This window comes from Bradyrhizobium iriomotense (genome assembly GCF_030160715.1).
In the GTDB taxonomy this organism is placed as follows: domain Bacteria; phylum Pseudomonadota; class Alphaproteobacteria; order Rhizobiales; family Xanthobacteraceae; genus Bradyrhizobium; species Bradyrhizobium iriomotense.
This window is the reverse complement of record NZ_BSOW01000009.1, coordinates 165,101-191,707: the sequence shown is the minus strand read 5'-3', so window position 1 is coordinate 191,707 and position 26,607 is coordinate 165,101. Positions and strand designations below refer to the sequence as shown.

The 26,607-nt window shown below is 64.9% G+C and carries 25 protein-coding genes; 12 read left to right on the top strand and 13 right to left on the bottom strand.

Annotated elements, in window-relative coordinates:
• Positions 1–22: 22 nt before the first annotated feature.
• The 3 genes from QQL28_RS15145 to QQL28_RS15135 all read left to right on the top strand — a co-directional run bounded on the left by QQL28_RS15145 (position 23) and on the right by QQL28_RS15135 (position 2,911).
• The gene (locus tag QQL28_RS15145; protein ID WP_284266527.1) at positions 23–1,009 is read left to right on the top strand and encodes an ABC transporter substrate-binding protein; all 987 of its coding nucleotides are present in this window, start codon (positions 23–25) and stop codon (positions 1,007–1,009) included.
• A 268-nt stretch (positions 1,010–1,277) separates the two neighbouring features.
• Complete coding sequence (locus tag QQL28_RS15140) at positions 1,278–1,664, top strand: hypothetical protein (RefSeq protein WP_284266525.1); 387 nt, start codon at positions 1,278–1,280, stop codon at positions 1,662–1,664.
• A gap of 155 nt (positions 1,665–1,819) precedes the next feature.
• Positions 1,820–2,911, top strand: coding sequence for a catalase family protein (locus tag QQL28_RS15135; RefSeq protein WP_284266523.1), 1,092 nt, complete (start codon positions 1,820–1,822; stop codon positions 2,909–2,911).
• Here QQL28_RS15135 and QQL28_RS15130 read toward each other — a convergent pair.
• Positions 2,892–5,978 carry an AAA family ATPase gene (locus QQL28_RS15130; RefSeq protein WP_284266521.1) on the bottom strand — a complete coding sequence of 1,029 codons (3,087 nt, stop codon included), beginning with the start codon at positions 5,976–5,978 and terminating at the stop codon, positions 2,892–2,894. The genes QQL28_RS15135 and QQL28_RS15130 overlap by 20 nt on opposite strands.
• Before the next feature lie 193 nt (positions 5,979–6,171).
• Between QQL28_RS15130 and QQL28_RS15125 the strand changes: the two genes are divergently transcribed.
• Positions 6,172–6,333: a hypothetical protein gene (locus tag QQL28_RS15125; RefSeq protein ID WP_284266519.1), complete on the top strand. Its 162-nt coding sequence runs from the start codon at positions 6,172–6,174 to the stop codon at positions 6,331–6,333.
• A gap of 85 nt (positions 6,334–6,418) precedes the next feature.
• On the opposite strand, the gene QQL28_RS15120 is transcribed toward QQL28_RS15125, so the two are convergent.
• Positions 6,419–6,886, bottom strand: a complete 468-nt coding sequence (locus tag QQL28_RS15120) for a hypothetical protein (protein ID WP_284266517.1) — start codon at positions 6,884–6,886, stop codon at positions 6,419–6,421.
• Positions 6,887–7,110: 224 nt separating this feature from the next.
• A complete protein-coding gene (locus QQL28_RS15115; protein ID WP_284266515.1) occupies positions 7,111–7,557 on the bottom strand; it encodes a hypothetical protein in 447 nt (148 codons plus the stop codon).
• A gap of 244 nt (positions 7,558–7,801) precedes the next feature.
• On the opposite strand from QQL28_RS15115, the gene glgC reads away from it, so the two are divergent.
• The 3 genes from glgC to QQL28_RS15100 are packed head-to-tail and all read left to right on the top strand — an operon-like array spanning position 7,802 to position 10,831.
• Complete coding sequence (glgC, locus tag QQL28_RS15110; RefSeq protein WP_284266513.1) at positions 7,802–9,064, top strand: glucose-1-phosphate adenylyltransferase; 1,263 nt, start codon at positions 7,802–7,804, stop codon at positions 9,062–9,064.
• Positions 9,061–10,518, top strand: a complete 1,458-nt coding sequence (glgA, locus tag QQL28_RS15105) for a glycogen synthase GlgA (RefSeq protein WP_284266510.1) — start codon at positions 9,061–9,063, stop codon at positions 10,516–10,518. The genes glgC and glgA overlap by 4 nt, the downstream gene beginning before the upstream one ends.
• Before the next feature lie 52 nt (positions 10,519–10,570).
• Positions 10,571–10,831, top strand: a complete 261-nt coding sequence (locus tag QQL28_RS15100; protein ID WP_284266508.1) for a SemiSWEET transporter — start codon at positions 10,571–10,573, stop codon at positions 10,829–10,831.
• Positions 10,832–10,924: 93 nt separating this feature from the next.
• Here the strand turns inward: QQL28_RS15100 and QQL28_RS15095 are convergent, their stop codons facing one another.
• Positions 10,925–11,725, bottom strand: coding sequence for a DODA-type extradiol aromatic ring-opening family dioxygenase (locus QQL28_RS15095; protein ID WP_284266506.1), 801 nt, complete (start codon positions 11,723–11,725; stop codon positions 10,925–10,927).
• Between the two features lie 264 nt (positions 11,726–11,989).
• Here QQL28_RS15095 and QQL28_RS15090 point away from each other — a divergent pair, with 264 nt between their 5' ends.
• Positions 11,990–12,169 (top strand): hypothetical protein, encoded by a 180-nt coding sequence (locus tag QQL28_RS15090; protein WP_284266504.1) that lies wholly within the window; start codon positions 11,990–11,992, stop codon positions 12,167–12,169.
• A 21-nt stretch (positions 12,170–12,190) separates the two neighbouring features.
• Here QQL28_RS15090 and QQL28_RS15085 read toward each other — a convergent pair whose 3' ends face one another.
• On the bottom strand, positions 12,191–13,702 hold the full coding sequence (locus tag QQL28_RS15085) for a carboxylesterase/lipase family protein (RefSeq protein WP_284266502.1): 1,512 nt from the start codon (positions 13,700–13,702) through the stop codon (positions 12,191–12,193).
• A 264-nt stretch (positions 13,703–13,966) separates the two neighbouring features.
• On the opposite strand from QQL28_RS15085, the gene QQL28_RS15080 reads away from it, so the two are divergent.
• Positions 13,967–15,202, top strand: coding sequence for an LON peptidase substrate-binding domain-containing protein (locus QQL28_RS15080; protein ID WP_284266500.1), 1,236 nt, complete (start codon positions 13,967–13,969; stop codon positions 15,200–15,202).
• A gap of 182 nt (positions 15,203–15,384) precedes the next feature.
• Here QQL28_RS15080 and QQL28_RS15075 read toward each other — a convergent pair whose 3' ends face one another.
• Positions 15,385–15,600, bottom strand: a complete 216-nt coding sequence (locus tag QQL28_RS15075) for a hypothetical protein (RefSeq protein WP_284266498.1) — start codon at positions 15,598–15,600, stop codon at positions 15,385–15,387.
• A 261-nt stretch (positions 15,601–15,861) separates the two neighbouring features.
• On the opposite strand from QQL28_RS15075, the gene QQL28_RS15070 reads away from it, so the two are divergent.
• The 3 genes from QQL28_RS15070 to QQL28_RS15060 all read left to right on the top strand — a co-directional run bounded on the left by QQL28_RS15070 (position 15,862) and on the right by QQL28_RS15060 (position 19,483).
• Positions 15,862–18,549, top strand: coding sequence for a flavin-containing monooxygenase (locus QQL28_RS15070; RefSeq protein ID WP_284266496.1), 2,688 nt, complete (start codon positions 15,862–15,864; stop codon positions 18,547–18,549).
• Between the two features lie 213 nt (positions 18,550–18,762).
• Entirely contained in the window at positions 18,763–19,026 is a 264-nt protein-coding gene (locus QQL28_RS15065; protein WP_284266494.1) for a hypothetical protein, read from the top strand.
• A gap of 88 nt (positions 19,027–19,114) precedes the next feature.
• Positions 19,115–19,483, top strand: coding sequence for a hypothetical protein (locus QQL28_RS15060; RefSeq protein WP_284266492.1), 369 nt, complete (start codon positions 19,115–19,117; stop codon positions 19,481–19,483).
• Positions 19,484–19,534: 51 nt separating this feature from the next.
• On the opposite strand, the gene QQL28_RS15055 is transcribed toward QQL28_RS15060, so the two are convergent.
• From QQL28_RS15055 to QQL28_RS15025, 7 genes are all read right to left on the bottom strand, one after another.
• The gene (locus QQL28_RS15055; RefSeq protein ID WP_284266489.1) at positions 19,535–19,690 is read right to left on the bottom strand and encodes a hypothetical protein; all 156 of its coding nucleotides are present in this window, start codon (positions 19,688–19,690) and stop codon (positions 19,535–19,537) included.
• Positions 19,691–19,809: 119 nt separating this feature from the next.
• Positions 19,810–20,358: a septal ring lytic transglycosylase RlpA family protein gene (locus QQL28_RS15050; protein ID WP_284266487.1), complete on the bottom strand. Its 549-nt coding sequence runs from the start codon at positions 20,356–20,358 to the stop codon at positions 19,810–19,812.
• A gap of 164 nt (positions 20,359–20,522) precedes the next feature.
• Positions 20,523–20,684 (bottom strand): hypothetical protein, encoded by a 162-nt coding sequence (locus QQL28_RS15045; RefSeq protein ID WP_284266485.1) that lies wholly within the window; start codon positions 20,682–20,684, stop codon positions 20,523–20,525.
• Positions 20,685–20,724: 40 nt separating this feature from the next.
• Positions 20,725–21,981: a DUF1501 domain-containing protein gene (locus QQL28_RS15040; protein ID WP_284266483.1), complete on the bottom strand. Its 1,257-nt coding sequence runs from the start codon at positions 21,979–21,981 to the stop codon at positions 20,725–20,727.
• Between the two features lie 2 nt (positions 21,982–21,983).
• Complete coding sequence (locus QQL28_RS15035; RefSeq protein WP_284266481.1) at positions 21,984–23,474, bottom strand: DUF1800 domain-containing protein; 1,491 nt, start codon at positions 23,472–23,474, stop codon at positions 21,984–21,986.
• Between the two features lie 183 nt (positions 23,475–23,657).
• On the bottom strand, positions 23,658–26,177 hold the full coding sequence (locus tag QQL28_RS15030) for a M56 family metallopeptidase (protein WP_284266479.1): 2,520 nt from the start codon (positions 26,175–26,177) through the stop codon (positions 23,658–23,660).
• Positions 26,174–26,566: a BlaI/MecI/CopY family transcriptional regulator gene (locus QQL28_RS15025; protein ID WP_027524466.1), complete on the bottom strand. Its 393-nt coding sequence runs from the start codon at positions 26,564–26,566 to the stop codon at positions 26,174–26,176. Before QQL28_RS15025 ends, QQL28_RS15030 begins: the two co-directional genes overlap by 4 nt.
• Positions 26,567–26,607: the final 41 nt, after the last annotated feature.

Below are 26,607 nucleotides of genomic sequence, written 5' to 3'. Positions count from 1 at the left end.
CAAGGACAACAAGAAGCATCACATGAGCATCAACTCCCACTCTCACGATCGTTCTCTCACGCGCCGACTCGCGACATCGCTGTTCGCCGCCGCAATCACACTGTCGACGGCGGCTGCGTCGTTCGCAGCGGATACGATCGTGCTGCGCGTCGGGGACCAGAAAGGCGGCAACCGTTCGCTGCTCGACATCTCCGGCTATGCCAAGGACCTGCCCTACAAGATCGAATGGTCGGAATTTCCCGCGGCGGCACCGATCCTCGAGGCACTGAACGCAGGCGCGCTCGACGTCGGCTATACCGGCGATCTTTCCTTCCTGTCGGTCTATGCCGCCGGCGCGCCGATCAAGGCGATCGGCGGCACCAGATCGGACGCGAAGACGCAAGCCATCCTCGTGCGGCAGGATTCACCGATCAGGTCGGCCGCCGACCTCAAAGGCAAGCGTCTCGCCGGCACCCGCGGCGGCTGGGGCCAATTCCTGATCGACGCGACACTCGAGAAGGCGCAGATCAAGCTCGACGACGCGACGTTCGCGCCGCTCGGACCGGTCGACGCCAAGATCGCGCTGCTCGCCGGCTCGATCGATGCTTGGGCGGTGTGGGAGCCCTACGTGTCCTTTGCAACGCTGAAGGACAAGGCGCGCGTCATCGCCGACGGCGAAGGATTGACGCCGACCATCACCTTCATCGTCGCCTCCGACAGCGCCATCGCCAGCAAGCGCGCCGCCGTGCAGGATCTGGTGCAACGCCTGAACAAGGCGCGGCTGTGGTCGCTCGATCACCTCGGCGATTATGCGAAGAACACCGCGGAGCTGACCAAACTCCCAGAAGACGTGCTGTTCAGCGCCTACACCGCGCAGCGCACCAGCCCGATCGTGATTGACGAGAACGTGGTGAAGGAGGTGCAGGAGGCCTCCGACCGCGCCACCCGCTACGGCATCCTGCCGAAGAAGCTCGACGTCAGCCAGGCCGTCGACCGCAGCTTCACCGCGGCCGCCGCAGGATCGAACTGAGGCAGCCCGAAGGATGAGCGGTCCGTCTCTCAAGGCCGGACCGCTTCACCTCGCGGCGATCGTGCTGCTGCACCTCGCCCGCATGGCGGCGATGCTCTGGCTCTCATTGTGAGGGCGACCGCGTTTAAGAGAAAGATGAGAAGAAGATAAGCCGCGCTTAAGGACTCCCGGCCTGCCTCCGCCCTAGCATCGCGTCCGGTGACGTCCATGCCTCATCTCCGCATCAATCGGGAGACCGCGTGGCGCCGTATTTCAGGAGGACTTGATCATGACCATTTCAGCACGCAAACCTTCTCCCTCGCATTCGGACAACAACACTGTCAGGAGCCGCTACCGGATCGCCGCCCTCTATGCCTTCCTGACGACCTGCGTCTCCGCGACCAGCCCCGCAATGGCGGCGATGGAATGCGCCCCCGGTTATGTCTGGCGCGTCGCCGTTCCAAGCGACCTCGTCTGCGTCACGCCGGAGTCCAGGAGCGTCGTCGCAAGCGAGAATGCAAGGGCCGCCAGCCGGCATCTGCCCGCCAGCGACACATGCCAGTCGGGATATGTCTGGCGCGAGGCGTATTACGGCGACAAGGTCTGCACCACGCCTGAGCGCCGCAGCGAGGTTCGCCAGGAGAACATCGTTGCATCGCAGCGCGTCGCGCAATAGCGGCGACTGAAAAGTTGCGACGGAAGGGGGCGTCAGAGCAGCCGGAATTCGTCTTCCGGTTGCTCGCGCGGCGCGCGCGCGTCTACAATGGAACTCGCCCAGCGGCCGCCACCGTTCGCGACGGGCAGGCGACCCGCGGGCTGGAGATCAGCGCCATGTCAGCCGATCAATATCTTCGCTACGACCCCTCTATCGAACAACCGAGTCCCGAAGAGACCGATGCGGTCCGGGCCATCGTCGCCTCGATCGAGCGGACCAGCGACGCCACCTTCAAGCGATTTAGCCACGGCATTCGCCAGCAACACGCCAAAGGCGTCGGCTTCCTGCGCGGCGAACTGACCGTCTACGACAATCTGCCGGCGCATTTGCGCCAGGGCCTGTTCGCAAAGCCCGCCCGTTATCCGATCATCGTCCGTCTCTCCACCGCCTTCGGGCTCAAGAGCGATCGCGTTCGGGCACCCCGCGGCATAGCGATCAAGGTCCTGGGTGTGTCCGGCGACAAGGCGCTGGCGGACGACACTTCGACCAACCAGGATTTCCTTCTCGTCAATCACCCGAGCTACATGGCCGATGCCAAGGCTTATTTGGCGGCCCAGCGCAACGTCGAGCGCAACCTGAATACCCCCGACATCGGGTTCAGGGTCGTGGGGTTCTTCTCCCGCATCGCTCTCACGGTTTCGAACGCGACTGGCGCCCCGATTCCATTGCTTGCGAAGGCGCTTGGCGACCCCGGCAACAACATCCTCGGCGAAACCTTTCACACCGAGGGCACACTCCGCTTCGGAGACTATATCGCGAGGATCCGGGCGGTGCCGGTTTCGGATGCCGTGCGCAGGCTCACGGGTCAGCCCTGCCATGACGGCGACGAAATCGTGCGGGACTCGGTCACATCGTTCTTTAAGGACAATTTTGCGGAATATGAGCTGCGTGCCCAGCTCTGCACCGACCTGAAACGCACGCCGGTCGAGGATTCCTCGATCGACTGGCCAGAGGGTGTTGCGGTACCGCAGCCGCTGGGCAAGATCGCCATTCCTTCGCAGGCCGCCAATACCTCTACACGCCGCGACTACGCCAACGACGTCCTGTCGTTCGATCCCTGGCGTTGCCTGGCCGCTCATCAGCCGCTCGGCTCGATCATGCGGCTGCGCAGGGATGCCTATCGTGCGTCTCGCGAGCGCCGGCACAAGCAGAACGGACCGATCCCGCCGCCCAGAGAACCGCAGGACATCAGCGAGTTTCCCGATTGATGTCGGGCCGGCGGACACAAGTGTCCGCTGCACCGGCGATCTCGCCGCTGGTGAAGAATGACAGCGAGCGCAGCGGATCATCGGGCGCGAGCGAACACGCAAGCGAATTCACGACCTTATCTGAGTGACCTCTCCAGTTCGCTGCCTTCCGTGCCTCTCCACGGCTCGCGTAAAACTCCGCGAGCGAGGCGTAGACCCGCCATGCCGCGTAGGGCAGCCCTGCATGGTGAACCGTCGAGACGGCCTCGGACAGGTGCCGCCGGGCGATCTCCGCATCGCCGCTCAGCAGCGCTATTCTCGCCATCACCTCCTGACACAGCGCGAGGAACGGCCGATCGGGAGCCGCGCTCGTCACCTCGTGAAGCCGGCTGGACGCCGCCCTTGCCTGGTCGAGGTCGCCGGCCTCGATCCAGTACTCGCAGCAGTTCAGCAAGTATTGCGGCATGACCAGCGACTCGATCGGCACACCATCGACCGCCATCCGCCGCTCGACGGCATCGAGATGCTGCCGCGCCGAAGCGAGATCGCCCATCCCGAGATGGGCGCGCACCAGCAAATTCCTGCCGAGGAAGAAGGTGAACGGGTTTGCCTCGAGCATCGGCCCGACGACTTCCTCCGCATGTCTCGCCGCCGTCTCATGGTCCTGCACCGCGGCGTGGAGCCACCCGATCGTGAGTTGGCACAGGGCGCGTGCCTGCGGGTTCGCGTTCCGCTCCGCGATGGCGAGCGCTGAGCGAACGCCCTGCTGCAACGCCCCCCATTCGCCCGTATAGAGGGACGCGAACGCTTCGACTGACTCATAGAGCACGAAGAGGTAGACATCGCCGAGCGCGCGGGCGAGTTGCTTGCCTCTGCCCGTCGCATCCATGCAGGCCGGATAGTTCGACCTCAGGAACTCGAGCACCATTTCCATGGAGCAGCGCCGCAGCCGCATGCTAAGGTCCTGCGCTTCCGAGATCAGCGCCGACGCCTGCTCGGAGAACTCGGCGTCCTCGCGGCTCCAGCCGCGCAACATCAGCTTCAGATTCGCGACGTTGCCCCGAACCAGGGCAGCGAATGCGGCATCATCGATTGCCCGGCTCTTCGCCAGCGCCTGCTCGGCGAAGGGCAGGCATCGTCGCCGATCGATATAGAGGCAGAACCTGCTGAGATCGACCAGCGCGTTCACCTCCTCCCGAACAAGGCCGTTCTCCGCTGCATGGGCCACGATCGCGCCGAGATCCTGCAGCGAGTTCAGGAAGTCGCCGCCGGCTCGCCAGGCCCAGGCGCGCTGCAGCAGCAGCTTCAGGCGCGTCGGCACCTGCATGTCCGTCGGCAGATGCGGCACGAGATCCAAGGCACGCGTGAGGTAGTTCGCGGCCTCGCGCGTGCTGAAGCGCCGCGCCGAACCTTCGGCCGCCATGGTGAGATAGCGCATTGCCTTTGCGAAATCGCGCCCCAGCTCGAAGTGACGCGCGAGCACCGAGGCAACCTCCGCGCCTTGCGATCCATAACCGCGCTCGAGACTGACACCGAGCCGCATGTGGGTATTCACGCGGCGCGCGGGCGCCAGCCTCTGGTAGAGCATCTCCTGGTACAACGCGTGCTGAAACGCGTAGCGGCCCGAGACCTCTCCGCTCGGCCATTCGGTCGAGCCGGCCACGAGGATGATGCGGCCGGCGCGCGCCAGCTCCTCGCACATCTGCTCCACGTCCAGCACGTTCCGATCGAGTGCGCCGGCAATGTGCAGCGCCGAGAACTCGGCTCCCGCCGCGCTTGCGACCTCGAGCAGGCTGCGCTCCTCGGCCGTGAGGTGATCGATCTGCCGCTCGATCATGCCCTGCAAATCGCCCGGCATGCTGTCATGCGAGGCCGCCTCCTCGCGCTCCAGCCGCCACTCCCCGCCATCCTCGACGAGCACGCCCTGGGCAACGAGATGATCGAGGAGCGACGTCACGAACAAGGGCTGTCCCTCGGTTCGCGCGAAGATGCGCTCGACCAGCTCGCCGGCGAATTCGGCCGAGTTGAAGCGCAGGGCAAGGTATCGCTCGACGTCGCTCCCCGTCAGCCGATCGAGCGCGAGCTCGGTTGCATGTCCGTGAATCTGGAGGTCCTGGTGGACGGTCTTGACCGGATGTCCGCCGACGGCGACTTCCATCGGCCGATAGGTGGCGAGAACGAGGATGGCCGCCTTCCGGTCCCGCCGCGCCAGGCGCGACAGAACATCCACGGTGGCAAAGTCACTCCAGTGCAGGTCTTCCAGGATGATGATCCAGGGCCGCTTCGCGGCGATGCTTTCCAGAAGATCGGCGAACTCGCGCAACATGCGCTCCCTCGTCGCGCCAAAGATCTCCTGCTGGAAGGCGACGCGATCACCTTCACCAAGGAAACCCGGCATCTGGGCGAGCCACGTCGGCGCGTGCTCGCGAATGGCGGCGAGCATTGCGGCGTCTCCCTCGCCGCGGCATCGCTCGTTGAGGGCTTCAATCAGCGGCAGGAAAGCCTCATGGGTGCCGAACAATTCGTTGCAACCGCAATGCAGCACTCCGGGTCTCTCGCGCGCCATGCGATCGAGAGCCATCTGAACAAGTGTCGTCTTGCCTATTCCGGCTTCGCCCGTAATGAAGACGACCTGACGCTGTCCGGCTTTGACCTTCTGCAGCACGTTGTCGAGCGTTTCGAGCGCCGTATCGCGTCCCACGCGCCATTGCCGCCGCCGAGAGATCACGTCTTCGGATGTCTCCTCCAGCCGTTCGATGGCCGACGATGATGCGGTGGTGACGGGTGCGATGAAGCGGTAGCCGCGGCGCGTGACCGTTTCGATGTAGTTGGGTGACTGCCTGTCATCACCGAGCGCCGCACGCAGCGCATTCATGGCGACCGCGAGGCTCGACTCGCTGACGTGCAGATCCGACCAGACCGCGTCGAGCAGCTCTTCCTTGGTAACGAGCTCGCCGGGGCGCTTGATCAGGCAGCAGAGGACCTCGAAGGGTTTCGGCGCCAGCACAACGCGCTCCGGACCGCGCCACAGCAGCGCATTGGCGCGATCGAGCCGGAACTGGCCAAAGGCGAGCTCGTCTGTCCGCACGGCCGCAATCTCCGTGTGCTTTCCGAGCTTAAGAGAAAGCTCAGTCAAATGTAAGGACGGCTTAAGGACTCCTGCCGGTCCTCGGCGCTAGCGTCGCGCCTGGCGATGTCGTGGACATCACCAGGAAGTATTTCATCACGCTGTCTTTTTCGATCAGGGCAGTCGATGCCCAAATTTTGGCAGGGAGTTGACCATGCCAGTCCCATACCGCAGAGGTATTTCTTCAACCCGTAATTGCGAAGGCTGGTTCGTATTCGTCTACGCGATCGCCTGCGTGTTTGCCGCCGTCTATTTCTCGTCGTCGGAGCCAATCGTCATCGACGCCGGCCTTGCGATCATCGCGCTTCTACCGTGACCGGCCACGGGCGCTCGCGCGCGACAGCGCGAGCGCCGAGCCTTGCCAGGTCGACTGTCAGAACTGCCGACGCACGCTCGCGCGATCACCAATATCCGCGATAGTAGGGGCGGTGCCAGGCCCGGTATGGCCGGTAGTAGCCATAGCTGCCGTAATACGATCGATACGGGCGGTAGTAGCGGGGATAGGAATAATAGGACGAATAGGCGTAGCCCGGCGCGTAGCCGTAATAGGCCGGCGCGTAGCCATAGCCGCCATACCCGCCATACCCGCCATAGCCATAGCCATAAGGGCTGCCGTAGTATGGACCACCACCATAGTAGCCGTAGGGCCCGCTGCTTGCGATGGCGCCACCGATGATGGCGCCGGCTGCAAGCGCTCCCAATCCCCAGCCCCATCCGCCGCGCCAGTACACCTGCGTGGTGTCATCGCCGACCATGGCTTTCATCGTTGCCACATTGGTCGGCATCGGTGCCGCCGCCGCCTGCTGCACCTGGCCGGCCACAACGGCACCAGCGAGCGAACAGGCTATTGCCGTTTTCCAGATACTCATCGCCTTGCTCCTCTGACGTTTCGTTTGGAAAAAGGTCGCACGCCGCATGATCTGGCATCTTTGCGCTGAATCAAAGCATCCGTTTGCGTGCACCGCACAAGGCCTCCCGGCCCGCCGTCGATCCCGACCGCCTCAAACCTCAGAAAGCCGGCACGGATCGCGCCAGCTCTGCCGCGGGCGCTGAAATGCCGCAGGACAAACGCCCGCAAGCCGTGCCGAAGCGGCTACTTCGTTCTTGCGCCCGGATCGGTCGCCCATGCCATGAGATCGCCTGCCTCGCGGCTGCCATGCGTAAACCAGCTCTGGCGCAGATCGACGTTTCTGAGCGTGCCCGAGCCGAGCAGGCAGCCAGCCGCCGTCGGGACCACGACAAAATCATTGCCAAAGGCGAGCACGTCGATGCGATAGCTGTGCGTCCCGGCATCGACGAGCTCCCAGCGGCCTTGCAGCAACTGCGCGTGGCGATAGCTCCTGGCGATGGCGGTGCCGTTGTCCTTCAGCGACAGGGTCCACGCCCCGTCGAAGGAGGCGGTATCGGCGCAGGGCGAGAGCACCTGCCAGGCCTCGGCGAGATCGCGTTGCTGTACGGGGTGATCCGGGGTGCCGGTCAGGTAGGCCAGCCCGACTGAAAGCAGCCGCAGCAGGCCGAACATTTCGTTGGCGCAAGGCATTGGATGAATCCAAAAAATATGAACACGGTCTGAAATAGCCCTCAGCCTACCACCCTTTCGGGGCGATCGGGAAGACTCGGCAACGGAAAAAGCCGGGCCGCGGGGCGGCCACGACCGATGGCAACCAACAGGCCACTTTCCGAATTGTTATCCGTGCCGCTAGAATTCTGCTTCGATGCAGCCGCCACCGGCTTCCCGCGACGGAAGTTTCGGGGCGATAAAACGGGGCCCTCGGGAGGACAGAATGAATCGTGTTGGAAATGAGCCACTCGCGCGCCAGGCCCTGGCCTTCGTTCTCGCTGGCGGACGAGGAAGCCGTCTTCTCGAGCTGACCGACCGGCGTGCCAAGCCTGCGGTCTATTTCGGCGGCAAATCCCGCATCATCGACTTCGCGCTGTCGAACGCCGTGAACTCCGGCATCCGCCGCATCGCGGTCGCCACCCAGTACAAGGCCCACAGCCTGATCCGGCATCTCCAGATGGGCTGGAACTTCTTCCGGCCCGAGCGCAATGAGAGTTTTGATATCCTGCCGGCGAGCCAGCGCGTCTCGGAAGCGATGTGGTACGTCGGCACGGCCGACGCGGTCTACCAGAACATCGACATCATCGAGTCCCACCTCTGCCGATTCATCGTGATCCTGGCCGGCGATCACATCTACAAGATGGACTACGAATTGATGCTGCGCCAGCACGTCGAGAGCCGCGCCGACGTCACCGTCGGCTGTCTCGAAATGCCGCGCGCGGAATCGACCGGCTTCGGCATCATGCACATCGACGACGACGGCATCATCCACTCGTTCCTCGAGAAGCCGAAAGACCCGCCGCCGATGCCGGGCAAGCCCGACATGTCGCTCGCCAGCATGGGCATCTACGTCTTCGACGCCAAATTCCTGTTCGAGGAGCTGAAGCGCGACGCCGCCGACCCGAATTCGAGTCACGATTTCGGCAAGGACATCATTCCCCATATTGTCAAGAACGGCCGCGCGGTGGCGCATCAGTTCTCGAGCTCATGCGTCCGGTCCGGCGACGACAAGCGCTCCTATTGGCGCGACGTCGGGACCGTCGACGCCTACTGGGCTGCCAACACCGATCTTACCGACGTGGTGCCCGAACTCGACCTGTTCGACCGCTCCTGGCCGATCTGGTCCTATTCGGAAATCACGCCCCCTGCCAAATTCGTGCACGACGAGGAGAGCCGGCGCGGTCAGGCGGTGAGCTCGCTCGTCTCGGGCGGATGCATCATCTCCGGCGCCTCGCTCCGGCGCTCGCTGCTGTTCACCGGCGTGCGCATCAATTCCTATGCCAATGTCGAGAATGCGGTGATCATGCCTTACGTCACTGTCGGCCGCGGCGCGCGCCTGCGCAACGTCGTGATCGACCGCGGCGTCGAGATACCCGAAGGCCTCGTCGTCGGCGAGGACCCGGAATTGGATGCAAAGCGTTTCCGCACCACCGAGCAGGGCATCTCGCTCATCACGCAGTTGATGATCGACAGGCTGAACGCATGACGTTGACACGCGTCCTTGCGGTCACATCGGAAATCTATCCGATCATCAAGACCGGCGGTCTTGCCGACGTCGCCGGCGCGCTGCCGGCTGCACTGAAAGCCCATGACGTCGCGATGCGGACGCTGGTACCGGGCTATCCGGCCGTCATGCGGGCCTTGCCGAAGGCGGAGGAAATCCGGCGCTGGCCGGATTATTTCGGTGGACCCGCGCGCCTGCTCGCGGGCACGCATGACGAGCTCGAGCTCTTCGTGCTCGACGCGCCACATCTCTACGAGCGGCCGGGCAACCCTTACGTCACCGCAGCGGGGACCGACTGGCCCGACAACGGCGTGCGCTTTGCAGCGCTGTCACGCGTCGCCGCCGATATCGGCCTCGGCCTCGTCCCTTCGTTCGTGCCTGACGTCGTGCATGCGCACGACTGGCAGGCGGGATTGCTGCCAGCCTATCTGCACTATTCTGGCGGTTCCCGTCCCGGGACCGTGATGACCATTCACAACATGGCCTATCAAGGCAGGTTCGCCTACGAGATGCTTGCTTCGTTCGGCCTGCCACCGGAGTCCTTCAGCGTCCACGGCGTCGAATATTTTGGCTGGATCAGCTTCCTGAAGGCCGGCCTGCAATTCGCCGACCGCATCACCACGGTGTCGCCGACCTACGCGCGGGAAATCCAGGGCGACGAGGGCGGCATGGGGCTCGGCGGCCTCTTGCGCGAGCGCTCCGGCGTGCTCAGCGGAATCCTCAACGGCATCGATATCGGGGTCTGGAATCCCGAGACCGACGCGCACATCGCTTATCGCTTCGGCGCGAGGGACCTGCAATCCCGGGCCGCCAACAAGGCGGCGCTGCAGAAGCAGTTCAATCTCGCGCCGTCGACGAATGCACTTCTTCTTGGCGTGATCAGCCGCCTGTCCTGGCAGAAGGGCCTGGATCTCCTGCTCGAGACCATTCCGACGATTCTTCGCGAAGGCATGCAGCTCGCACTGCTCGGCAGCGGCGATGCCGATCTCCAGGACCGCTATCAGGCCGCAGCGCGAGCCTATCCCGGCCGCATCGCGGTCGTGATCGGCTATGACGAGATCCTTGCCCACCTCATCCAGGCGGGCTCCGACGCGCTCGTCGTGCCGTCGCGGTTCGAGCCGTGCGGCCTCACCCAGCTGTGCGCGCTTCGCTATGGCGCCGTGCCGGTCGTCTCGCGCGTCGGCGGGCTGGCGGACACGGTGGTAGACATCGGCGAGGCCGACAGCAGCCGGCACGATGCGACCGGATTCAAGTTTGGACCGGTCACATCGGAAGGTCTCGCCGGCGCGCTGCGCAAGGCGAACCTCGCCTTCCACGACCATTTGACCTGGCGCAGGCTGCAATTGAGCGGCATGACGACCGACGTCTCCTGGCGCAACCGGGCGGGGGATTATGCCGCACTCTATCGCACGATCGTCGCAGCCCGCCGGTCATGATCCGGGTCACCTGACACGTGTTCATCGTCGATTCCGTGCTATAGAGCCGCCCATGGAATCGTTTCTCATCAAGCTGCTCGGGTTCGCGGCGGCAACCTGCACGACCCTCGCCTACGCCCCGCAATTCATCAAGGTCCGGAAGACCCGCTCCACCGAGGACATCTCGCTCGGCATGTTCCTCGTGCTGCTGCTGGGCCTCGCGCTCTGGCTCATCTACGGCCTGCTCTCCGGCGACGCGCCGCTGGTCGCCGCCAACGCGGTCACCATGGTGCTCGCGGGCGGCATCCTGTTCATGAAGCTGAAATACGGGTGAGGGCTCTGCGCGCTTCGTAGGGTGGGTTAGCCGAAGGCGTAACCCACCGTGTCACCGCGGCAAGATTGGCGGATTACGCTACGCTAATCCGCTCTACGCACCACCGAACTCGTACGACGCCATCGCGACGCTCGCGACCTCGTCGACGAACAGACGGCGTCCGGTATCGCCATCCGCCGCGCCGGCTGCGACCATCAGCGGCAGCAGATGGTCCTCGCGCGGATGCGCAAGGCGCGCGCCCGGCGCGTTCTGCCAGTCGATCAGCATGGCATTGCGCCGTGCAGCGTCCGGCTGGCCGATCGCCTCGTTCAGATAGGCCTCGAACTCATACGACACGGGCTTCGATTCCGCGCGTCCGAAGCCGCGCATGTTATGGTAGGTGAGACCACTGCCGATGATCACGACGCCTTCATCGCGCAACGCGGTCAGCGCCTGGCCCACCTTGATATGCTCGGCCGGATCGTAGGTCGCCTTCAGCGACAACAGCACGATCGGCATATCGGCGTTCGGATACATCAGGCCGAGCGGCACGAAGGTGCCGTGATCAAAGCCCTGATTGGCGTCCTCGCGGCAATCGACGCCGGCACAATCCAGAAGCTCCTTCACCCGCGCGGCCAGGGCCGGTTCGCCCGGCGCGGGATACTTGAGGTGATAGGTATGCTCGGGGAAACCGTAGTAGTCGTAGACCATCGGCGGATGCGCCGAGGTCGAGACCGTGAACTGGTCCGCCTCCCAATGGCCGGTGATGACGAGCACCGCCTTCGGCCGCGACGGCAGCCGCTCGGGTAGCCGGCCGAACTCCTGCGCGGTCTTGGCATATTGCACCCGCCTATCGTCCATGAACGGCCAGGGGCCACCGCCATGTGACAGGAAGAAGGTCGGAAATCGCGTCATCGCCTTTGGCTCATCTCTCTCGCAACAGGCGCGGCTAAAGCATGATCCGGAAAAGTGCGAAGCGGTTTTCCGAAAAGATCATGCGCAAACAACAACCTAAAGCGCGATGACGATCATCCTAACCTCATCGCGCTTTGGGCTTACGCGCTTTTCGGCGGCGAGCATAGGGAAACGCGCATGGTTAGCAAGTCGTTAACGATTTGCCTTCCAAAATCCGCGCCCGGGGTCGAAGCACTCGGCCGGTTGGTTTTTGCGGGAAGTAAGATGGCAAAGTTTGCGCTGGGGGATGTCGTCAACAGTGACAAGGGTCGCCGCGGGGTCGTCCGCGCCGTCTACATGTCGAGAGAAGGCCGGCAATGCTACGCCGTCGAGAAAGAGGGCGCGATGGACTTCCTGGAGGAAGAGAAGCTGACGGCGGCGCCCCGCGTCGAACTCGCCGCGTAGGCTTTTCGCGCAGCTCTTCGCTCAACCTTTGGGACTGCGCCGTTCAAGGCGATCCAGGCGATCCGACCAGTCATCGTCGCCGCTCCAGACGCGATCGTTCGAGATCTGAAGCAACCGCTCGCCTTGTGATGTCGCGTCCCAACGCGGCAGGCCCGCCCCGTTGGGGTCGCCGCTCCTTGCGAAATTGGTCCAGTAGCTGCGCAACTGACCCGCAAGCTCGCGGTCGGCGCGCGTGAAGGGGCTCGCGCCCGGCACGCCCTGGGCGCCGAAGATGAACTGTAACTCTCGCCCGTGACCGCCATCACCGTTCGCGCGCTGGGCTTCGCCCACATAGGAAAAGCGGTAGCGGTAGGTCGGTGCGCCGGTCGCCGCGTGCAGCCGCGCGAGGAAACGCGCGGGCTCCGTGAAGACCCTGTCGGTGTAGAGTCGGGCGGCAAGCTCCGCGGGCTTACCGGAAATGCCGGGATAGAGCGACTTCAATCGATCGGCGGATTCACCGGCGAGGCGGAGCTCCTCCTTCAGATCGGGCTCGTCGACAAGACTCGTCTCGTCCTCGTTCGAGCCGATGATCAGCGGGATTCGGCTTTCATGCGCGGCACCGAAACCGCTCGCGATGTCCTCCGTCACGAGCCGGCCGTCCAGCACCGGGCCGAAGCTGCCTGCGGATTTGGCGAACAGCAGGGTTTCGGCCGCGAGCAGCATTCTCGTATCCGACGCACGCGGATCAGACGTAGTTCTGTCGCGCGCGACCAGGGAGAACACGCGTTGCCCAATGGCCTCGGCCTCTTGCAGCGACGGCACGCCTTGACGCGCGGGCAGCGACTGCAAGATCGCCTTGTGAAACAACTCGCGTGCCTGCGGGCAAAGCATCAGAAGGGCAATCGAGGTCGCGCCGGAGCCCGAACCGAACAACGTGACGTTGCTGGGATCGCCGCCGAACGCGGCGGCATTGTCATGAACCCAGCGCAGCGCAGCGATCTGGTCCATCATGCCGTAATTGGCGCTTGCGCCGTCGGGCGCATTCACGGCGAGCGCGGGATGCGCCAGCCAGCCGAACACGCCGAGACGATAATTCACCGTCACGACAATGATGCCAGCCTGCGCAAGTTTCGCGCCATCGAAGAGAGGATCATTCGCTGTGCCCGTGACGAAGCCGCCATCATGGAAGAAAACCATCACCGGTAACGGTCCATCGACGCCGAAGGGTCGGAAGACGTTCAGCGTCAGACAATCCTCGCTTGCCTGCGGCATCGCAGGCTGCAGGCACGCCGGACCAAAATCGTAGGCGGTCCGCATCTCCGAGCTCTCGGGAAGCGCCTCTGGCGCGCGCCATCGCAGTAGCCCGAGAGGCGCCGCCGCGTACGCCAGTCCCTTGAAAGAGGACACCTCGCCCTCGACAGCGCCGAGCATCTGGCCCTCATGCGTCAGGGCAAACGGGTATTGCCCGGCCAGCTGGGCCGCGGCCGAGCCGACCTGTCCCAGGACCACTGAAGAGACCATCGAAGCCGTAGCGAGCGCCAGCAAGGACCGCATCGGCGAAATCTCAATGCGCAGTAGTTGCGTCCAGTACTTTTACGTCCGCCTGACGCGGTGAGGCAAGCCTCACCCAGCGTCGTGCGATTGACAGCGAGCGCGCTTTGGGTCACTTTTTCGTCCGGTTGATACGACCTGCCGGTTGCACCCTCCAGGGGACGGTGAACGTATCGAAGCCTTTTCGGCCTCCCTTTGCCCGAGCGACCGGGTCAGCAACGCAACCACCTGACACGCCTGGTTCGCTCATTGCAAAGGACGACACCGATGCGCGATTTTCGCGACGCCAAAGCTATGGCGCAAACCTTGCGCGACTCCCTCCAGATCAAGTCCATCAGCATAAGTCACGGCGAGAGCCTGGAGCTGGTCTCCAGGATGTTCGGCCTCGCCGACTGGAACACCATGTCTGCAATGCTCCTGGCCGATCGACGCGACGGCAAGACGCCGCCCGCAAGGGCGCAGGCAACAGGACTTCAAACCGGAATCACAAGCTACCCCGCCGTTCCACTGCGCGACCTGGTCCCCTTCCCGACCGCGACCTATCCCCTGTTCGTCGGACGCCCAAAGACCATGCAGGCGCTCGACCATGCGTTCGAACGGCAGCGCGAGGTGGTGCTGGCGATCCAGAAGGAGTCAGGCACCGACGAGCCTGGAGAGGGGGATGTCCATGCGATCGGCGTTCTCGCCCAGCTGCTCGAGCTTGAAACGCTGCCTGACGGGACGCTGAAGGTGCTGACTCAGGTCAACCGCCGCGTCCTGATCCACCGCTTCGTTACCGGCAGCGGCGCATTCGAGGCGGAGGTTGCCGCTCTCGGCGAGGGGCCGATCCCCGACGCACCCGAACTGATCCTCCGCGCAGTCAAGCGCTTCGAACGCTATGCGGCGGCCCGTGACATCCGCATTCCCGGGATATGGCCCCTGCTCGAACAGACCCGCGATCCGGGACGCGTCGCCGACATCATCGCGACGCGCCTGCGATTGCCGATGGGCGACAAGCAGAGCCTGCTGGCAACGCTCGATCCTGTGGCGCGGCTGAAACAGGTCGATGCCTTCATGGACTTTGGACGCCCACTATCGCCGGCGCTCCAGGCAACAAAGCTCCGCGCTCTCGGCTACGCCACGGAAAGGCACCATCAATACGCCACGCTGGAGCATCTCCTGCTCGCACTGCTCGACGATGCCGACGCCTCCGCCGTGATGCAGGACTGCAATGCGGACCTCGACGCCATGAGAACGAGTCTCAAGGCCTATGTCGATCGCGGGCTCAACAACATCGCCGCCCAGGATGGCAGGGAGGCCAAACCCACCGCCGCTTTCGAACGCGCCGAACAGCGTGCGGAAATCCATGCGCATGAGCTGGGCCGCACTGCTGTGACCGGGGCGAACATGCTGATCGGCATATTTCCGGAGACGCGGAGCCCTGCAGCGCAGTTGCTCGCCGAACACAGGATCTCGCGCGCCCGCGTGGCCGAGCTCATCACTGGCAACGCAAGCGAGACCTGAGGCACCGCAGCCGGACCGGGCGCTCGGGTCCGGCTGTCCCATCCACAGCTGGAGCATGATCCGGAAAAGTGTGAAACGGTTTCCCTCGCGACAAACGCGGAACGCGTTTGCGCGGAGATCATGCTCAAACAATAGCCTAAAGCGCGATGACGATTCATCCCAATCTCATCACGCTCTAGGCACTATCCCTGGCCGCTCTTGCCGGTCAGCTCCGCGAGCGCGCGGCGCGCGACGATGCCGAGCTCTCCGAGCGTCGAATGCCCGGCTTCTGCCGCCTTGATCAAGCGTTCGGCAATGAACCTGCGGCTATCGTGGTCGCCGCCATGCGGCAGTTGACGGCAGGTTTCCTCCAGCACCACGTCCATGTTTGCCTTGGTTCGCTCGCTCAGCTTCTTCATGGCGTTTCGTGAGAGCCTTGGTCTCTAAAAACCTCGAGGGCCTTTTCTCCGAGGCAATGGCACGGACTCGGCATCGAAGGAACAACAGCGTGATTGCGTCGAAAAATCAAGCGCTCACGGCGGTTGCTGCGGCGCGGCGTACGCTACGCGAGCCGCAGCGCATCCATCTATCGCTACCCAAGATTGAACTTTGCGATGATGACAAACCATTGCTGCGGCGATAGCCTGTCGACAAAGCAAAATGCTCGGGAGGATAATCGCATGGCTGAGGCAATGGTTGCAGCACGTGCTTCGGAGGAAACCCGGAAAGCCCAACAAGTGGACGTCGCCGTGGTCGGCGCAGGCTTTGCCGGTCTCTATCTTCTCCACCGGCTGCGCCGGGCAGGCCTGACGACAGTCGCGCTGGAAGAGGCCGACGATGTCGGGGGCACCTGGTACTGGAATCGCTATCCCGGCGCACGTTGCGACATTCAGACCATCGATTACAGCTACACGTTCGATCCGGATCTCGAGACGGCCTGGACCTGGTCGGAGAAATACGCAACCCAGCCGGAAATCCTGCGCTATCTCGGCTTCGTAGCCGATCGTTACGACCTGCGGCGTGACATCCGCTTCAAGACCAAGGTCATGGAAGCGAAGTGGGACGAGGCCACCGAACGCTGGCAGCTCACGACCAGCAACGGCCCGGCTGTCTCCTGCCGCCACTACATCATGGCGACGGGCTGTCTCTCCGCGCCAAAGCCGCCGGAAATCGACGGCGTCAAGGATTTCGAGGGCGAGGTCTATTTCACCGGGCGCTGGCCGCACGAGGGTGTCGATCTCGCGGGCAAGCGCGTCGCCGTGATCGGCACGGGCTCCTCGGGCATCCAGTCGATCCCGATGATCGCCGAGCAGGCCGCACATCTGACGGTGTTCCAGCGCACGCCGAATTTCGCGCTGCCCGCCCACAACGGTCCTGCGCCGGCGGACCGGCTCGGCCTGCTGCAAGGCGACCGCGCCGCCTATCGCGAGCAGGCGCGCTGGTCGATGGCCGGCGTGCCCTATCCGCAGCAGACCTCCGTGAGCTGGCAGCTCAGCGAGGCCGAGCGCCGCGAACGCTTCGACAAGGCGTGGGCCGCCGGCGACCTCGTCCATATCCTGTCACAGCTCTGGGCCGATCAGGGCGTCGATCTCGACGGCAACAGGCTGGTTGCCGACTTGATCCGGGAGAAAATCCGCGAGGTCGTGAAGGACCCCGAGATCGCCGCGGCACTGACGCCGCACGATCATCCGTTCGGCGCCAAGCGGCCCTGCCTCGATACCAACTATTATGCAACCTACAACCGGCCCAACGTGACGTTGGTGAATCTGCGGCAAGAGCCGATCAAGGCGATCACCGCCAACGGCATCACCACCGACAAGCGCAGCTTCGAAGTAGATGTCATCGTGTTCGCGACGGGCTTCGATGCCATGACCGGCGCGATCCGGGCCGTGCACCCGATCACCGGGCGCGGCGGCAAATCGCTGTCCGACGTCTGGGCGGACGGGCCGCAGACCTATCTCGGCCTGACGGTCGCCGGCTTCCCCAACTTCTTCATGATCACGGGACCTGGCAGCCCGTCGGTGCTGTCGAACATGGCGGTATCGATCGAGCAGCATGTCGACTGGGTGGTCGAGCGCCTCGCCGCACTTCGCGACGCCGGCTTCACCACCATCGAGGCGACCGAGACAGCGCAGGCCGGATGGGGTCAGCACATGGCCGACTGCTCGATGCTGACGCTGCATCGGCTCGCCAACACCTGGTACACGGGCGCCAACGTTCCCGGCAAGGTACAGGGCCTGATGCCCTATACCGGCGGCGTCGGCCCCTACCGTAGCATCTGCGACGAGATCGTTGCCCGCGGCATGCTCGGCTTCGAACTCACCGGGCCCAACGTCGCCGCGCAGCGCAATGACGGTGAGGTCGTGCGCCTGCAGCCGGACGTGCGCATCGTGCTCGGCATGCTGGCACAGCTCAACCTGCCGCCGATCGAATCGATGGGCGCGCTGGGTGCGCGCGCCTTCGTCAACGAGTTCAACAAGTCCCGACCCGCGGGTCGGCCGGTCGGCGAGGTCGTCGACGGCACGCTTCAAGTCGCTGACGGCCCGCTGCCCTACCGCCTCTATCGGCCGGCGACACCGGGGCCACACCCGATCGTGGTCTATTTCCACGGCGGCGGCTGGGTGCTCGGCGACGAGCAGTCCGACGATCCGTTCTGCCGCGACATGTGCCGGCGCACGGGCATGATCTTCGTCAGCGTCGGCTACCGGCATGCGCCGGAGCACCGCTTCCCGGCGGCAGCCGAGGACGGCTATGCGGCGACGCGCTGGGTCGCGGCGCATGCGGCCGAGCTCGGCGGCACGCCGGGCCCGGTGCTGGTCGCGGGCTGGAGTGCCGGCGGCAATATCGCCGCCGTCACCTGCCAGCTCGCGCGCGATCGTGGAGGCCCGCAGATCTCCGGCCAGCTTCTGGTGTGCCCGGTCACCGACTGCACATTCGACCGTCCATCCTATGAGGAGAATGCGGTCGGCTACTTCCTGACACGCTCGCTGATGTACTGGTTCTGGGACATCTACTGCTCGCCCACCGAACGCACCGATCCGCGGGTCTCGCCGCTGCGCGGCAAGGTCGCCGGCCTGCCGCCAGCGTTTGTGGTGACCTGCGAGTTCGATCCTTTGCGCGACGAAGGCATCGCCTACGCGGAGGCGCTCGCGGCCGCTGGCGTTCCGGTCGAGCAGTTGCAGGCACGCGGCCATTTCCACTCGTCCTTCGCCATGGTTGACGTGGTGATCACGGGCGTCACTGGACGGGTGCAGATGGCGGACGCCTTGCGCCGCTTTGCCGGCCTTCCGCCGGAGGCACGGCGCGGCGAAGACGCGAGCCGCGGTCACGCACCGCCCGCGCACAAGATCGCGGCCGCCGCGAGCTGACTGCGGGTGTCGCGGCCCTGATGACGTGTCTGTGGGCCTGGACCGGCCCGGGGCTCCGCAGATGCGGTCAAAAATGGTTTCGTCGACGGGGAACGAATCTTGGCCGCGGGCGTTGGGGATACGTGGCATAGAGATGCAGCGATAGGTGTGGACCCCGGCACGCGACCATGCGTGCTGGGGTTCTTTTTTGCGTGAGCTGCGTGGCAGGGGCAGATGTCTTCCGAGTCCAAAGTGAACTTCGGCGCAACCGCGCGCTTGCGCAAATGGCCCTCGCTCGGAAATCAACGGAGAGAGGATCGGGACACCTATTTGGTGCTCGAAGGAACGCTTGACCAATGCATCACGGCCTTCATGGACAAGCCGCAGGCAACCCGGCACCTCTATGAGATTCATACGTCGCCGCAACCGCCGCTGGTGACCGCGATTCTCTCGCCTGAACACGTCGTCGAATTGTCGCGCTTGCGCGAGTTTCTCTGACGCCACCGATCACGAACTGCGGCGCAGGGAACGCTTTTCCGTTTTTTCCCGTTAACGGGATACGAAGCAAACGGTGTGAGTGCCCCAGATGCTTGAAGTCGTCCCGTTATCTCTCGATGTGCCCTATGGCGCGGACCAAACGCTGTTCGTCGTGATCGATCGGATCAGCGGCGCGAGAGAAATCCGCATGGAGCGCGCGGACCTCGACGGGACCATCGGCGAGTTCATCGCAGGCTGCTTCAGCGATCCCGTGCGGGTCATTTCGTTCAACACGCTCGAGCATTGGATCAAGGACATATCCGCCGACGTCGCCCTTGAAATCCAGTCCCGCTGCGACATCGACGGCACCGACCTGCCCGACCATCTCCGGGACTTCGTCGAGCGCCACATCTGCGCGAGCTCCTGCTCTCCGCCCGGCCTGTATGCCGCACCCCGTGCGCGGATTGCGGCGCGCTAGATCGCGCGCCACCAGTGACTACATACCGGGAAATCTTGGTGTTGGGGATGATCAGGCCTGCCGGCGCCTGCCGACCATCGCCTCGATCTCGCGGCGACGATCGCCCGCGAAGGACAACAATTTCTCGACCGTGAGCGTATCCGTGATCCGTTTCGCCAGCCGCTCGGCACGCGCAGCCTGGTCCTCAAGATACTGGATCGTGTTCACGCGCCCTCCCCTAACCGTCGAAATTGTCTAGCCCGCCATGCTGCTTCAGCGAGACTAACAACCGGTTAAGCGCGGTATGCGGATTCGATCACCTACCCTGGACTCCTGCGACGCGGCGGCTACTGCACCACGTCGAGCTTCACATTGGTGACGCCCTTGTTGACCATGCCGAGCGCCTCGGCAGCCGAATAGGAGACGTCGACCACGCGCCCGCGGACATAGGGGCCACGGTCATTGACGCGGACCGTCACCGAGCGGCCGGTGGAGACGTTGGTCACGCGCAGGCGCGTGCCGAACGGCAGCGTGGGATGGGCGGCTGTGAGTTCGTGCTTGTCGAACTTCTCCCCGCTCGCGGTCTCCTGATCCTCCGAGTAGAAGCTCGCAACGCCCTGCGAGGCCGTGTGTGTCTCGACCGCCCGCACGGGCGAATGGTGCCGCGGCCGCGCGTACACGCCGGCGAGCCTTCTCGGCTCGCGATGGCGCTCGACCACGGCCTGCCTGCTTGCGGTCGCAAATTCGGATTTCTGCCGCGCCACCGGGGACTGCGCACAGGCCGCGAGCGATGCGGCACCGATAACGGCGAGGACAAGCCGAGCCGCCTGCCCGCGCGGGGAACCTCGGCTTGCGCCGATCTGGTGAACGGTTCTGGCACATTCGAAGCGAGACATGATTGCGCGCCTCCGACCGGCCGCTAGTTCGTCGGTCAATGGAGGCAGAACCTTGTCGGAAAAAAAGCCGCCGGGAGGCCGGTGCAGTTTCACTTGGGCTGTTGCGATTCCACCACAGGGGCTGCTTGTGCCGAATCGAGGCTGGGCACGCGAACGCGCCGAGGTCAGCCGGCTGGTTCCCGCCAGAACATCGCCTGCGCCTCGCACTGCACCTCGCGCACGGCGTTTTCAGTGCAGAGCCGCGCGAGCTCGAGCCAATAGAGCTTCCGCCATCGCCGTCGCAGGCCGGCCAGGAACTCGATCTCCCGCTGGGTCAGAAAGCACATGACGACCCCAATCCCGATTCCGCGCAGCGCGCGCGGCTCCTCATCCGCTACCGACAAGTCCACTCATCGGCGCGACATCCGCGCTGTCGGGGAACACGGTGCTGGCAAGCACGCTGTCCTCGACACGCAGGTGATCGAGCAGCAGCCCCTTCAGCACGGCGCGCAGATCCGTCGTCGGCTTGAGGTCGCGATCTTCAAAGAGCTGTGCCGGCTTCAATCCCGGCCAGTCCGCGATCACGCGGCCGCCCTTGAGCGCACCGCCGGTGAGGAATGCGACCGTGCCGGTGCCGTGGTCCGTTCCCTCCGTGCCGTTGATCCGCGCGGTGCGGCCGAACTCGGTGACGACGGCAACGACGGTTTCGTGCCAGGCCGCACCCATGTTGGTCTCGATCGAGGCGAGCGCCCCGTCAAGCGCGCCGAGCAGGTTGAAGAGCTGCCCCGAGGCTGCGCCTTCAGCGATGTGCGTATCCCAACCGACGAAGCCCATGGCGCCGACGCGCGGGCCGTCCGGCCTCGCAAGATAGCGCGCGGCCGTACCGGCGGCCTCGGCGAAATAGGCGCGCACGCGCGCGATGCCGGGCGGCATCAGCGTCGGGTCCTCCGACATCGGGTCGCCCATGCCCGCAGGGCCTCCGAGCGAGGCCAGCCGCATCCGCGCCTGGAGCACGGCGGCGAGCTTCGGATCGGTGTGCTGATAGAGATCGAGCAGGCGGTTCTGCGTGTCCTCGCTCGCCGACAGAAGCTTTTGCGGCACCCACGACATGACGGGTGCCGAGCCGCGCACCACGAGCGGCGTCACCGCGCCGACGCCGAGCGCCCGGCTGCCGCGCGGATCGACGCGGCCACCCGATTCCAGCGCGACCAGCGCCCGATTGAGCCAGCCGGAGCCGATCGCACCGGGCTTTGAGATTCCGCTCTCGAGCACGTCCTGGCCGTCGAAATGCGAGCGTTCGCGATACGGCGTCGCCGTGGCGTGCACGATCAGCGCCTGCCGGCTGTTGTACAGCCGATGCAGGTTGGGCATCGCCGGATTGAGCGCGAAGAAGGCATCGAGCGGCAGCGCGGGCGTCTTGCCGTCGAGCACCAGCGCGCGCTCGCCGCGCAAGGAGATCCAGTCGGGATCGCCGACAGGCGCGACCGCGCCGAGGCCGTCGAGCGCGCCCCTCAGGATGATGACGAGCAGGCGCGGATCGCGCCCTTCCGCGCGCGCGAGCTTCGGCATCTGGCTCCACGCAAACAGCGCGCCCGATCCGATCAGCAGCTCGCGCCGTGTCGGCAGGTGGTTGGCCAAGCTCATGCTCACCTCCTCTGGAAGTCCGCCGACATGAACAGGAGCGCGAGCGCCTGCTGCCGGCTTTCGGCGCGATTGACCGCCAGCTTCACCTCGGACGAGACCTGTGATGCGAAAACGGTCTCGATGATGTCCTGCGGATCGGCCCTGCTGGCCTCGCGCTCGGCGAAATTATTGGCGATGTCGAGCCGCCGTCCCACGCCGTCGATCCAGCTCGCCTCGTCGTCCGGATAACCCTTCGGGGCCGGCGGCCGCCACAGCGCCTCGCCAAGCAGTTCCTGGCCGCCCGTGAAGCGCGCAGGATCGGCCTGCGTGATGCCGGTCGCGCGCACCATGCCGATGACCCATTCACCGGGCCGCTTGAGCTTGGACGGCGGCTCGCTCCACGCCTCGGGCGAGGACACCATCGTCTTCGCGACCTCCTTGAGATCGCCATCGGTCTCGCGAAATGTTTTGGCCATTTGCTCGACCAGCGCAGGCGGCGGTGTCTCGGCAATGAAGTGCCGCGCGAGCTTGGTCGCGACATGGGTCGCGGTCGCAGGATGTGCTGCGAGGTCGCGAAGCACGGCGCGCCCCTGCTCCACGTCGTCCTGGTCATAGAGCTTGCCGAGCACGGTCTGCGCGCCGGGCTCATGGAGCCGCGGGTTGAAGGTGAACTCACCGCCACGCTGGGGATCGTTGCCGGGCGGAATCAGGGTCCAACCCGTCAAGACGTTGGCAAACGCGATCACGTCGTCCTGCGTGTAGCCGCTGCGCACACCGAGCGTGTGCAGCTCCATGATCTCGCGCGCAAAATTCTCGTTCAGGCCGCGGCTGCGGTTGATGCCTGCAATCGAGTTCGCGCCCATCGAGCCGAGATTGTCGAGATAGAAAAGCATGGCCGGATGGCCTTCGGCAGCCTGCAGGAGATCGTTGAAGCGGCCGAGCACATGCGGGCGGATGGCCTCGCGCTCATAGGCACCCGACATGCTCTGGATCTTGTTTGCGGAGATGCAGAAGTGGTTCGACCAGAACCATACCAGCCGCTCGGCAAAGCCGATTTCCGCGGCCAGCGCCGCCTCGGTGCGCACCTTTGCTTCCTCGAGATAGATCGGTCGCCCCGGATCGGGAACGGCATCGGCGGCCTTCTTGGCCGCCATCTCGGCAGCTTCTGCGCCCTGACCTTGGCTTTGACCTTGGGCCTGTCCTTGCTTCTGGGCCTGGTTCTGTCCCTGACTAGCGTCCTGGCCCTCGGCCATGACGGGAGCTGCGGCCATCTGCTGCTTCTTGGCTTCCTGCTTGGCCCGCGCCGCACGCTTGGCGTTGGCGTCTGCGACCGTTCGGTAGGCCTTGGCGCTGGAGGGCAGGCTCGCCGCGGCTGCCAGCACCAACGGCCGGTCGAGTTCGGCGATCAATGCTGCGCGCACGTCCGTCTCGATCGCGGCAATCGATCCCGGTCGCGGCCCCATGCCGAAGCGATGGAGAGCCAGCACGGCTTCGGCCCTTGCAGAATTGCTCATGGCAGACGCCCGATCCTTGAAGTCCCGGAGAACGGCGGCCGGGCCTTGCATCCGGCTACACCATGTAATGCTACATATCGTAACACTTGAGGCCAAACCGCGCAAGCTCAGATTGAGCGGAGTGAACCGGCCCGTTCGGCGATCAGGCCCCGTCAGCACGGCTGACGGGGCCTGGCGCGCGTCTTAGAAACTTGGCCCGAGCGCGATTTTCGTGATGGTGCCGTTCTTCACCCCGATCCGCCATTCGGCCGAGCCGTTGGCGAATTGCGCGATGTAGATGTCGCTGTCGAGCGCGGTGACGCCACGGAACGACATCGCACGCAACGTACCGAGCCGCGTCAGGATCGCCTGGTCGAACGGAAGCTGCTGACGCGTCTGCTCGGCGACCTCGGTGGTCATGTGGTCATAGTCCGGGCGGCCCTTGCCGACGCTCTCGATGTACTGCCGCAGCATCTCCTCGCCATTGGCGATCGGCATGTTCCGCCGGGCGACGCGCCCTAACCGCGCACCGGGATGCGGCGCGTCGACATTGTAGAAGCGCGTCTGACGTCCCGGCAGCAGGATCTCGCGACACTGTCCCGATCGATCGGCAATTACCCAGGGGCTGTTGACCGTGGTGAGGAACCACGACGTCATGCTGCTGCCGATGGTTGTCTGCACACGCCGATTGCCGTCCGCATCAAGGTTGAAGACCTGGATGTCGTCGCCGGTGTCGTTGTAGATCATGATCCTGATCGGCGAGGTGCCGGCCTGGCCGCGAACGGCGGCTTGCTCCGAGCAGGCAACGATGCCGCCGAGTTCGTCATTGCCGTCGGGGCGGAAGATCACGTCGCCGGCCTTGCCGTCCGGGTCGATCAGCAGGCGAAACTCGGCCATGCCATTCTCGAATTTCGCACCATAGATGTCGTAGCCGCCGGGGCCGACGCCGCGGAAGAAGATCGATTCCACCGGCCCCAGCGCCAGGAACGTCGCGTGCAATTCGCCGACCTGCCGATGGATCTTGGCGGCGAGCGGCGCGCTCATGGCGTCGTAGTTCGGCGTACCGCGGCGCAGATCCTCGATCCCGCGGAGAATCATCTCCTTGCTTCCCGGCGCCGGGACCTGATCCCTGAACCGCTCCGGAACTTCCGCGATCCGCCGCAGGAAGTCGGCCTCGATGCTGCCTGCGACGGCCGCATCGATGCGTCCTGCCAGACGCGGGCCCGACGCGGGGCTGTGCAGCAGGACCCGCGCCACTTGGGCCTGATCGTCGCGCAGGAAGACCACGAGATCGTCGCCCCTGATCGAGAACGCATCGGCGCCTTCGGCCATCAGGGCAAAGGCCGGTCGGCCGGTTTCGTGCACCAACAGCCGATCGCCATCGCGCTTGACGGTCAGCACCCGGTTGGATGCGATCTTGTACCAGCCGACATACTGGTCGAGCGTGGCCGTATCGACGGCTGGAGCCGGCATCTCGGCGACGCGGGTGGCGCGGACGTCGCGACCGTTCACCCGCATCATCAGCTCCGAGGACCGACGCTCCGCATCGACCGGGAACGTGATGTTGCCGAACGAGGCGACATAGGACGCGATACCATCCTGCACCGTCAGTCGCAGCTTGCGCTGCCCGGTCCACTGCCCGAACACCTCATCGCCGTCGCGGAAGATGGCGAATACCGACGTCGGGCCAAGCGCATAGAAATTGACGAACGCGCGGTAGTGCTGGGCGCTGCCTGTCTCGCCGGCATCCTCCACGGCCGGACTCGCCTCCGGCGTGCGATAGGCGATCATGCCGGTCGAGACGATCACGGCGGGCACGATCATGGCCGCGATCCAGACGCGCTTGCGCCAGCCGACCGCAGCGGGCATCGCCGCTGCTGCAATGATACGCTCGACGCGGGCGCGCACCGTCGATGCCCGCGCCATCGCGAGCTCCATCGGACGCGGCTTCACAGAGGTTGCGACATCAAGCAGGATCTCCGCGTAGGACAGCCTGTCGTCGATCGCCTCGATCGCCTGGACGTCGCTGATGATCTCGGCAAGCTCAGCGAGATGCGCGAGCTGCCACCACGAGAACGGGCTGAACCAGAACACGGCGCGGTTGAGCGAGGCGAGCAGCAGGACGTAGAAGTCGCGATTGGCAACATGCGCGCCCTCATGGGCGAGCACGGCGAGCCGCTTCCGCGCATCCCAGTCAAGAAACTGTGGCGGCACGAGAATGGTCGATCCGAAGGTGACGGGACCGCCGACGTCGCGGCTGACGCGCACCTCGGCATTGACCACCCTGGGACCGCCGATCGGCTTCGCAGCCCGCGCCAGACGAAAGGTCAGCCAGAGGCCGACGAGAAGCCGCAGCAGCAGGAAGCCGGCGACGCCGGCATAGGTCATCGTGGCGATGGCCCACCAGTTGAGCGGCGCCGCGCTTTTCACTGGCGGCACCAGGGCTGCGCCGTGCTCGGCGGACAGCAAGGGCGGCAGCGCCTCGGCCATCGGCGCTTCAGCCGGCCAGATATTGTCCGGCGCCGCCACCGGCAACGGCAGGCGGGTGATGGTGAGCGTCGGCCAATGCATCACGAACGGCATCGCGAGCGAGGCCAGCAGCACGACGACCCACGCAGTCATGTGCACGTGCGGATTGCGCACGCGAAAGAGATAAAGACCAAACCAGACGACGCCTCCGAGTACAAAGGAGCGCAGCGCCGCCTCTGCCAGAGTTGCGATCATTCTTTCTTCACTCCCCTCACCTTTTTTGCCTTGGCCACCTGGTCGGCCAGCGTCCGCAACTGTTGCTGATCGAGCATCGCATTATCGACCATGCCGACCAGTACCTCCTCGATCGAGCCGTTGCAGAACCAGTCGACGATGCGCTGGACCGCCTTGGCCGCGACGCGCGCGCGGGGCTCGACCGCCTGGTAGACGTAAGTGCGTCCGTCCACAGTGTGCCGCGCGTAGCCTTTTTCTTCCAGCCGGCGCAGGACAGTGCGGACTGTCGACTCCTTGAGACGGCGCGGCAACCGTTCACGCACGACTTCGGCCGTCACAGGCCCGTGAGCCCAAACCAATTGCATGACCTCGCGCTCGAGGTCGCCCAGTTCGGGCAAACGATCGTCCATGGTGTGTGACCTTGCGGCTTGAGAATTTCTTGTAACGCTAC

Excerpts from the sequence above, each read along its gene's own strand:
- QQL28_RS15145 (WP_284266527.1), top strand. The coding sequence starts at position 23 with ATGAGCATCAACTCCCACTCTCACGATCGTTCTCTCACGCGCCGACTC.
- QQL28_RS15140 (WP_284266525.1), top strand. The coding sequence starts at position 1,278 with ATGACCATTTCAGCACGCAAACCTTCTCCCTCGCATTCGGACAACAAC.
- QQL28_RS15135 (WP_284266523.1), top strand. The coding sequence starts at position 1,820 with ATGTCAGCCGATCAATATCTTCGCTACGACCCCTCTATCGAACAACCG.
- QQL28_RS15125 (WP_284266519.1), top strand. The coding sequence starts at position 6,172 with ATGCCAGTCCCATACCGCAGAGGTATTTCTTCAACCCGTAATTGCGAA.
- QQL28_RS15120 (WP_284266517.1), bottom strand. The coding sequence starts at position 6,886 with ATGAGTATCTGGAAAACGGCAATAGCCTGTTCGCTCGCTGGTGCCGTT.
- QQL28_RS15115 (WP_284266515.1), bottom strand. The coding sequence starts at position 7,557 with ATGCCTTGCGCCAACGAAATGTTCGGCCTGCTGCGGCTGCTTTCAGTC.
- glgC (WP_284266513.1), top strand. The coding sequence starts at position 7,802 with ATGAATCGTGTTGGAAATGAGCCACTCGCGCGCCAGGCCCTGGCCTTC.
- glgA (WP_284266510.1), top strand. The coding sequence starts at position 9,061 with ATGACGTTGACACGCGTCCTTGCGGTCACATCGGAAATCTATCCGATC.
- QQL28_RS15100 (WP_284266508.1), top strand. The coding sequence starts at position 10,571 with ATGGAATCGTTTCTCATCAAGCTGCTCGGGTTCGCGGCGGCAACCTGC.
- QQL28_RS15095 (WP_284266506.1), bottom strand. The coding sequence starts at position 11,725 with ATGACGCGATTTCCGACCTTCTTCCTGTCACATGGCGGTGGCCCCTGG.
- QQL28_RS15090 (WP_284266504.1), top strand. The coding sequence starts at position 11,990 with ATGGCAAAGTTTGCGCTGGGGGATGTCGTCAACAGTGACAAGGGTCGC.
- QQL28_RS15085 (WP_284266502.1), bottom strand. The coding sequence starts at position 13,702 with ATGCGGTCCTTGCTGGCGCTCGCTACGGCTTCGATGGTCTCTTCAGTG.
- QQL28_RS15080 (WP_284266500.1), top strand. The coding sequence starts at position 13,967 with ATGCGCGATTTTCGCGACGCCAAAGCTATGGCGCAAACCTTGCGCGAC.
- QQL28_RS15075 (WP_284266498.1), bottom strand. The coding sequence starts at position 15,600 with ATGAAGAAGCTGAGCGAGCGAACCAAGGCAAACATGGACGTGGTGCTG.
- QQL28_RS15070 (WP_284266496.1), top strand. The coding sequence starts at position 15,862 with ATGGCTGAGGCAATGGTTGCAGCACGTGCTTCGGAGGAAACCCGGAAA.
- QQL28_RS15065 (WP_284266494.1), top strand. The coding sequence starts at position 18,763 with ATGTCTTCCGAGTCCAAAGTGAACTTCGGCGCAACCGCGCGCTTGCGC.
- QQL28_RS15060 (WP_284266492.1), top strand. The coding sequence starts at position 19,115 with ATGCTTGAAGTCGTCCCGTTATCTCTCGATGTGCCCTATGGCGCGGAC.
- QQL28_RS15050 (WP_284266487.1), bottom strand. The coding sequence starts at position 20,358 with ATGTCTCGCTTCGAATGTGCCAGAACCGTTCACCAGATCGGCGCAAGC.
- QQL28_RS15045 (WP_284266485.1), bottom strand. The coding sequence starts at position 20,684 with ATGTGCTTTCTGACCCAGCGGGAGATCGAGTTCCTGGCCGGCCTGCGA.
- QQL28_RS15040 (WP_284266483.1), bottom strand. The coding sequence starts at position 21,981 with ATGAGCTTGGCCAACCACCTGCCGACACGGCGCGAGCTGCTGATCGGA.
- QQL28_RS15035 (WP_284266481.1), bottom strand. The coding sequence starts at position 23,474 with ATGAGCAATTCTGCAAGGGCCGAAGCCGTGCTGGCTCTCCATCGCTTC.
- QQL28_RS15030 (WP_284266479.1), bottom strand. The coding sequence starts at position 26,177 with ATGATCGCAACTCTGGCAGAGGCGGCGCTGCGCTCCTTTGTACTCGGA.
- QQL28_RS15025 (WP_027524466.1), bottom strand. The coding sequence starts at position 26,566 with ATGGACGATCGTTTGCCCGAACTGGGCGACCTCGAGCGCGAGGTCATG.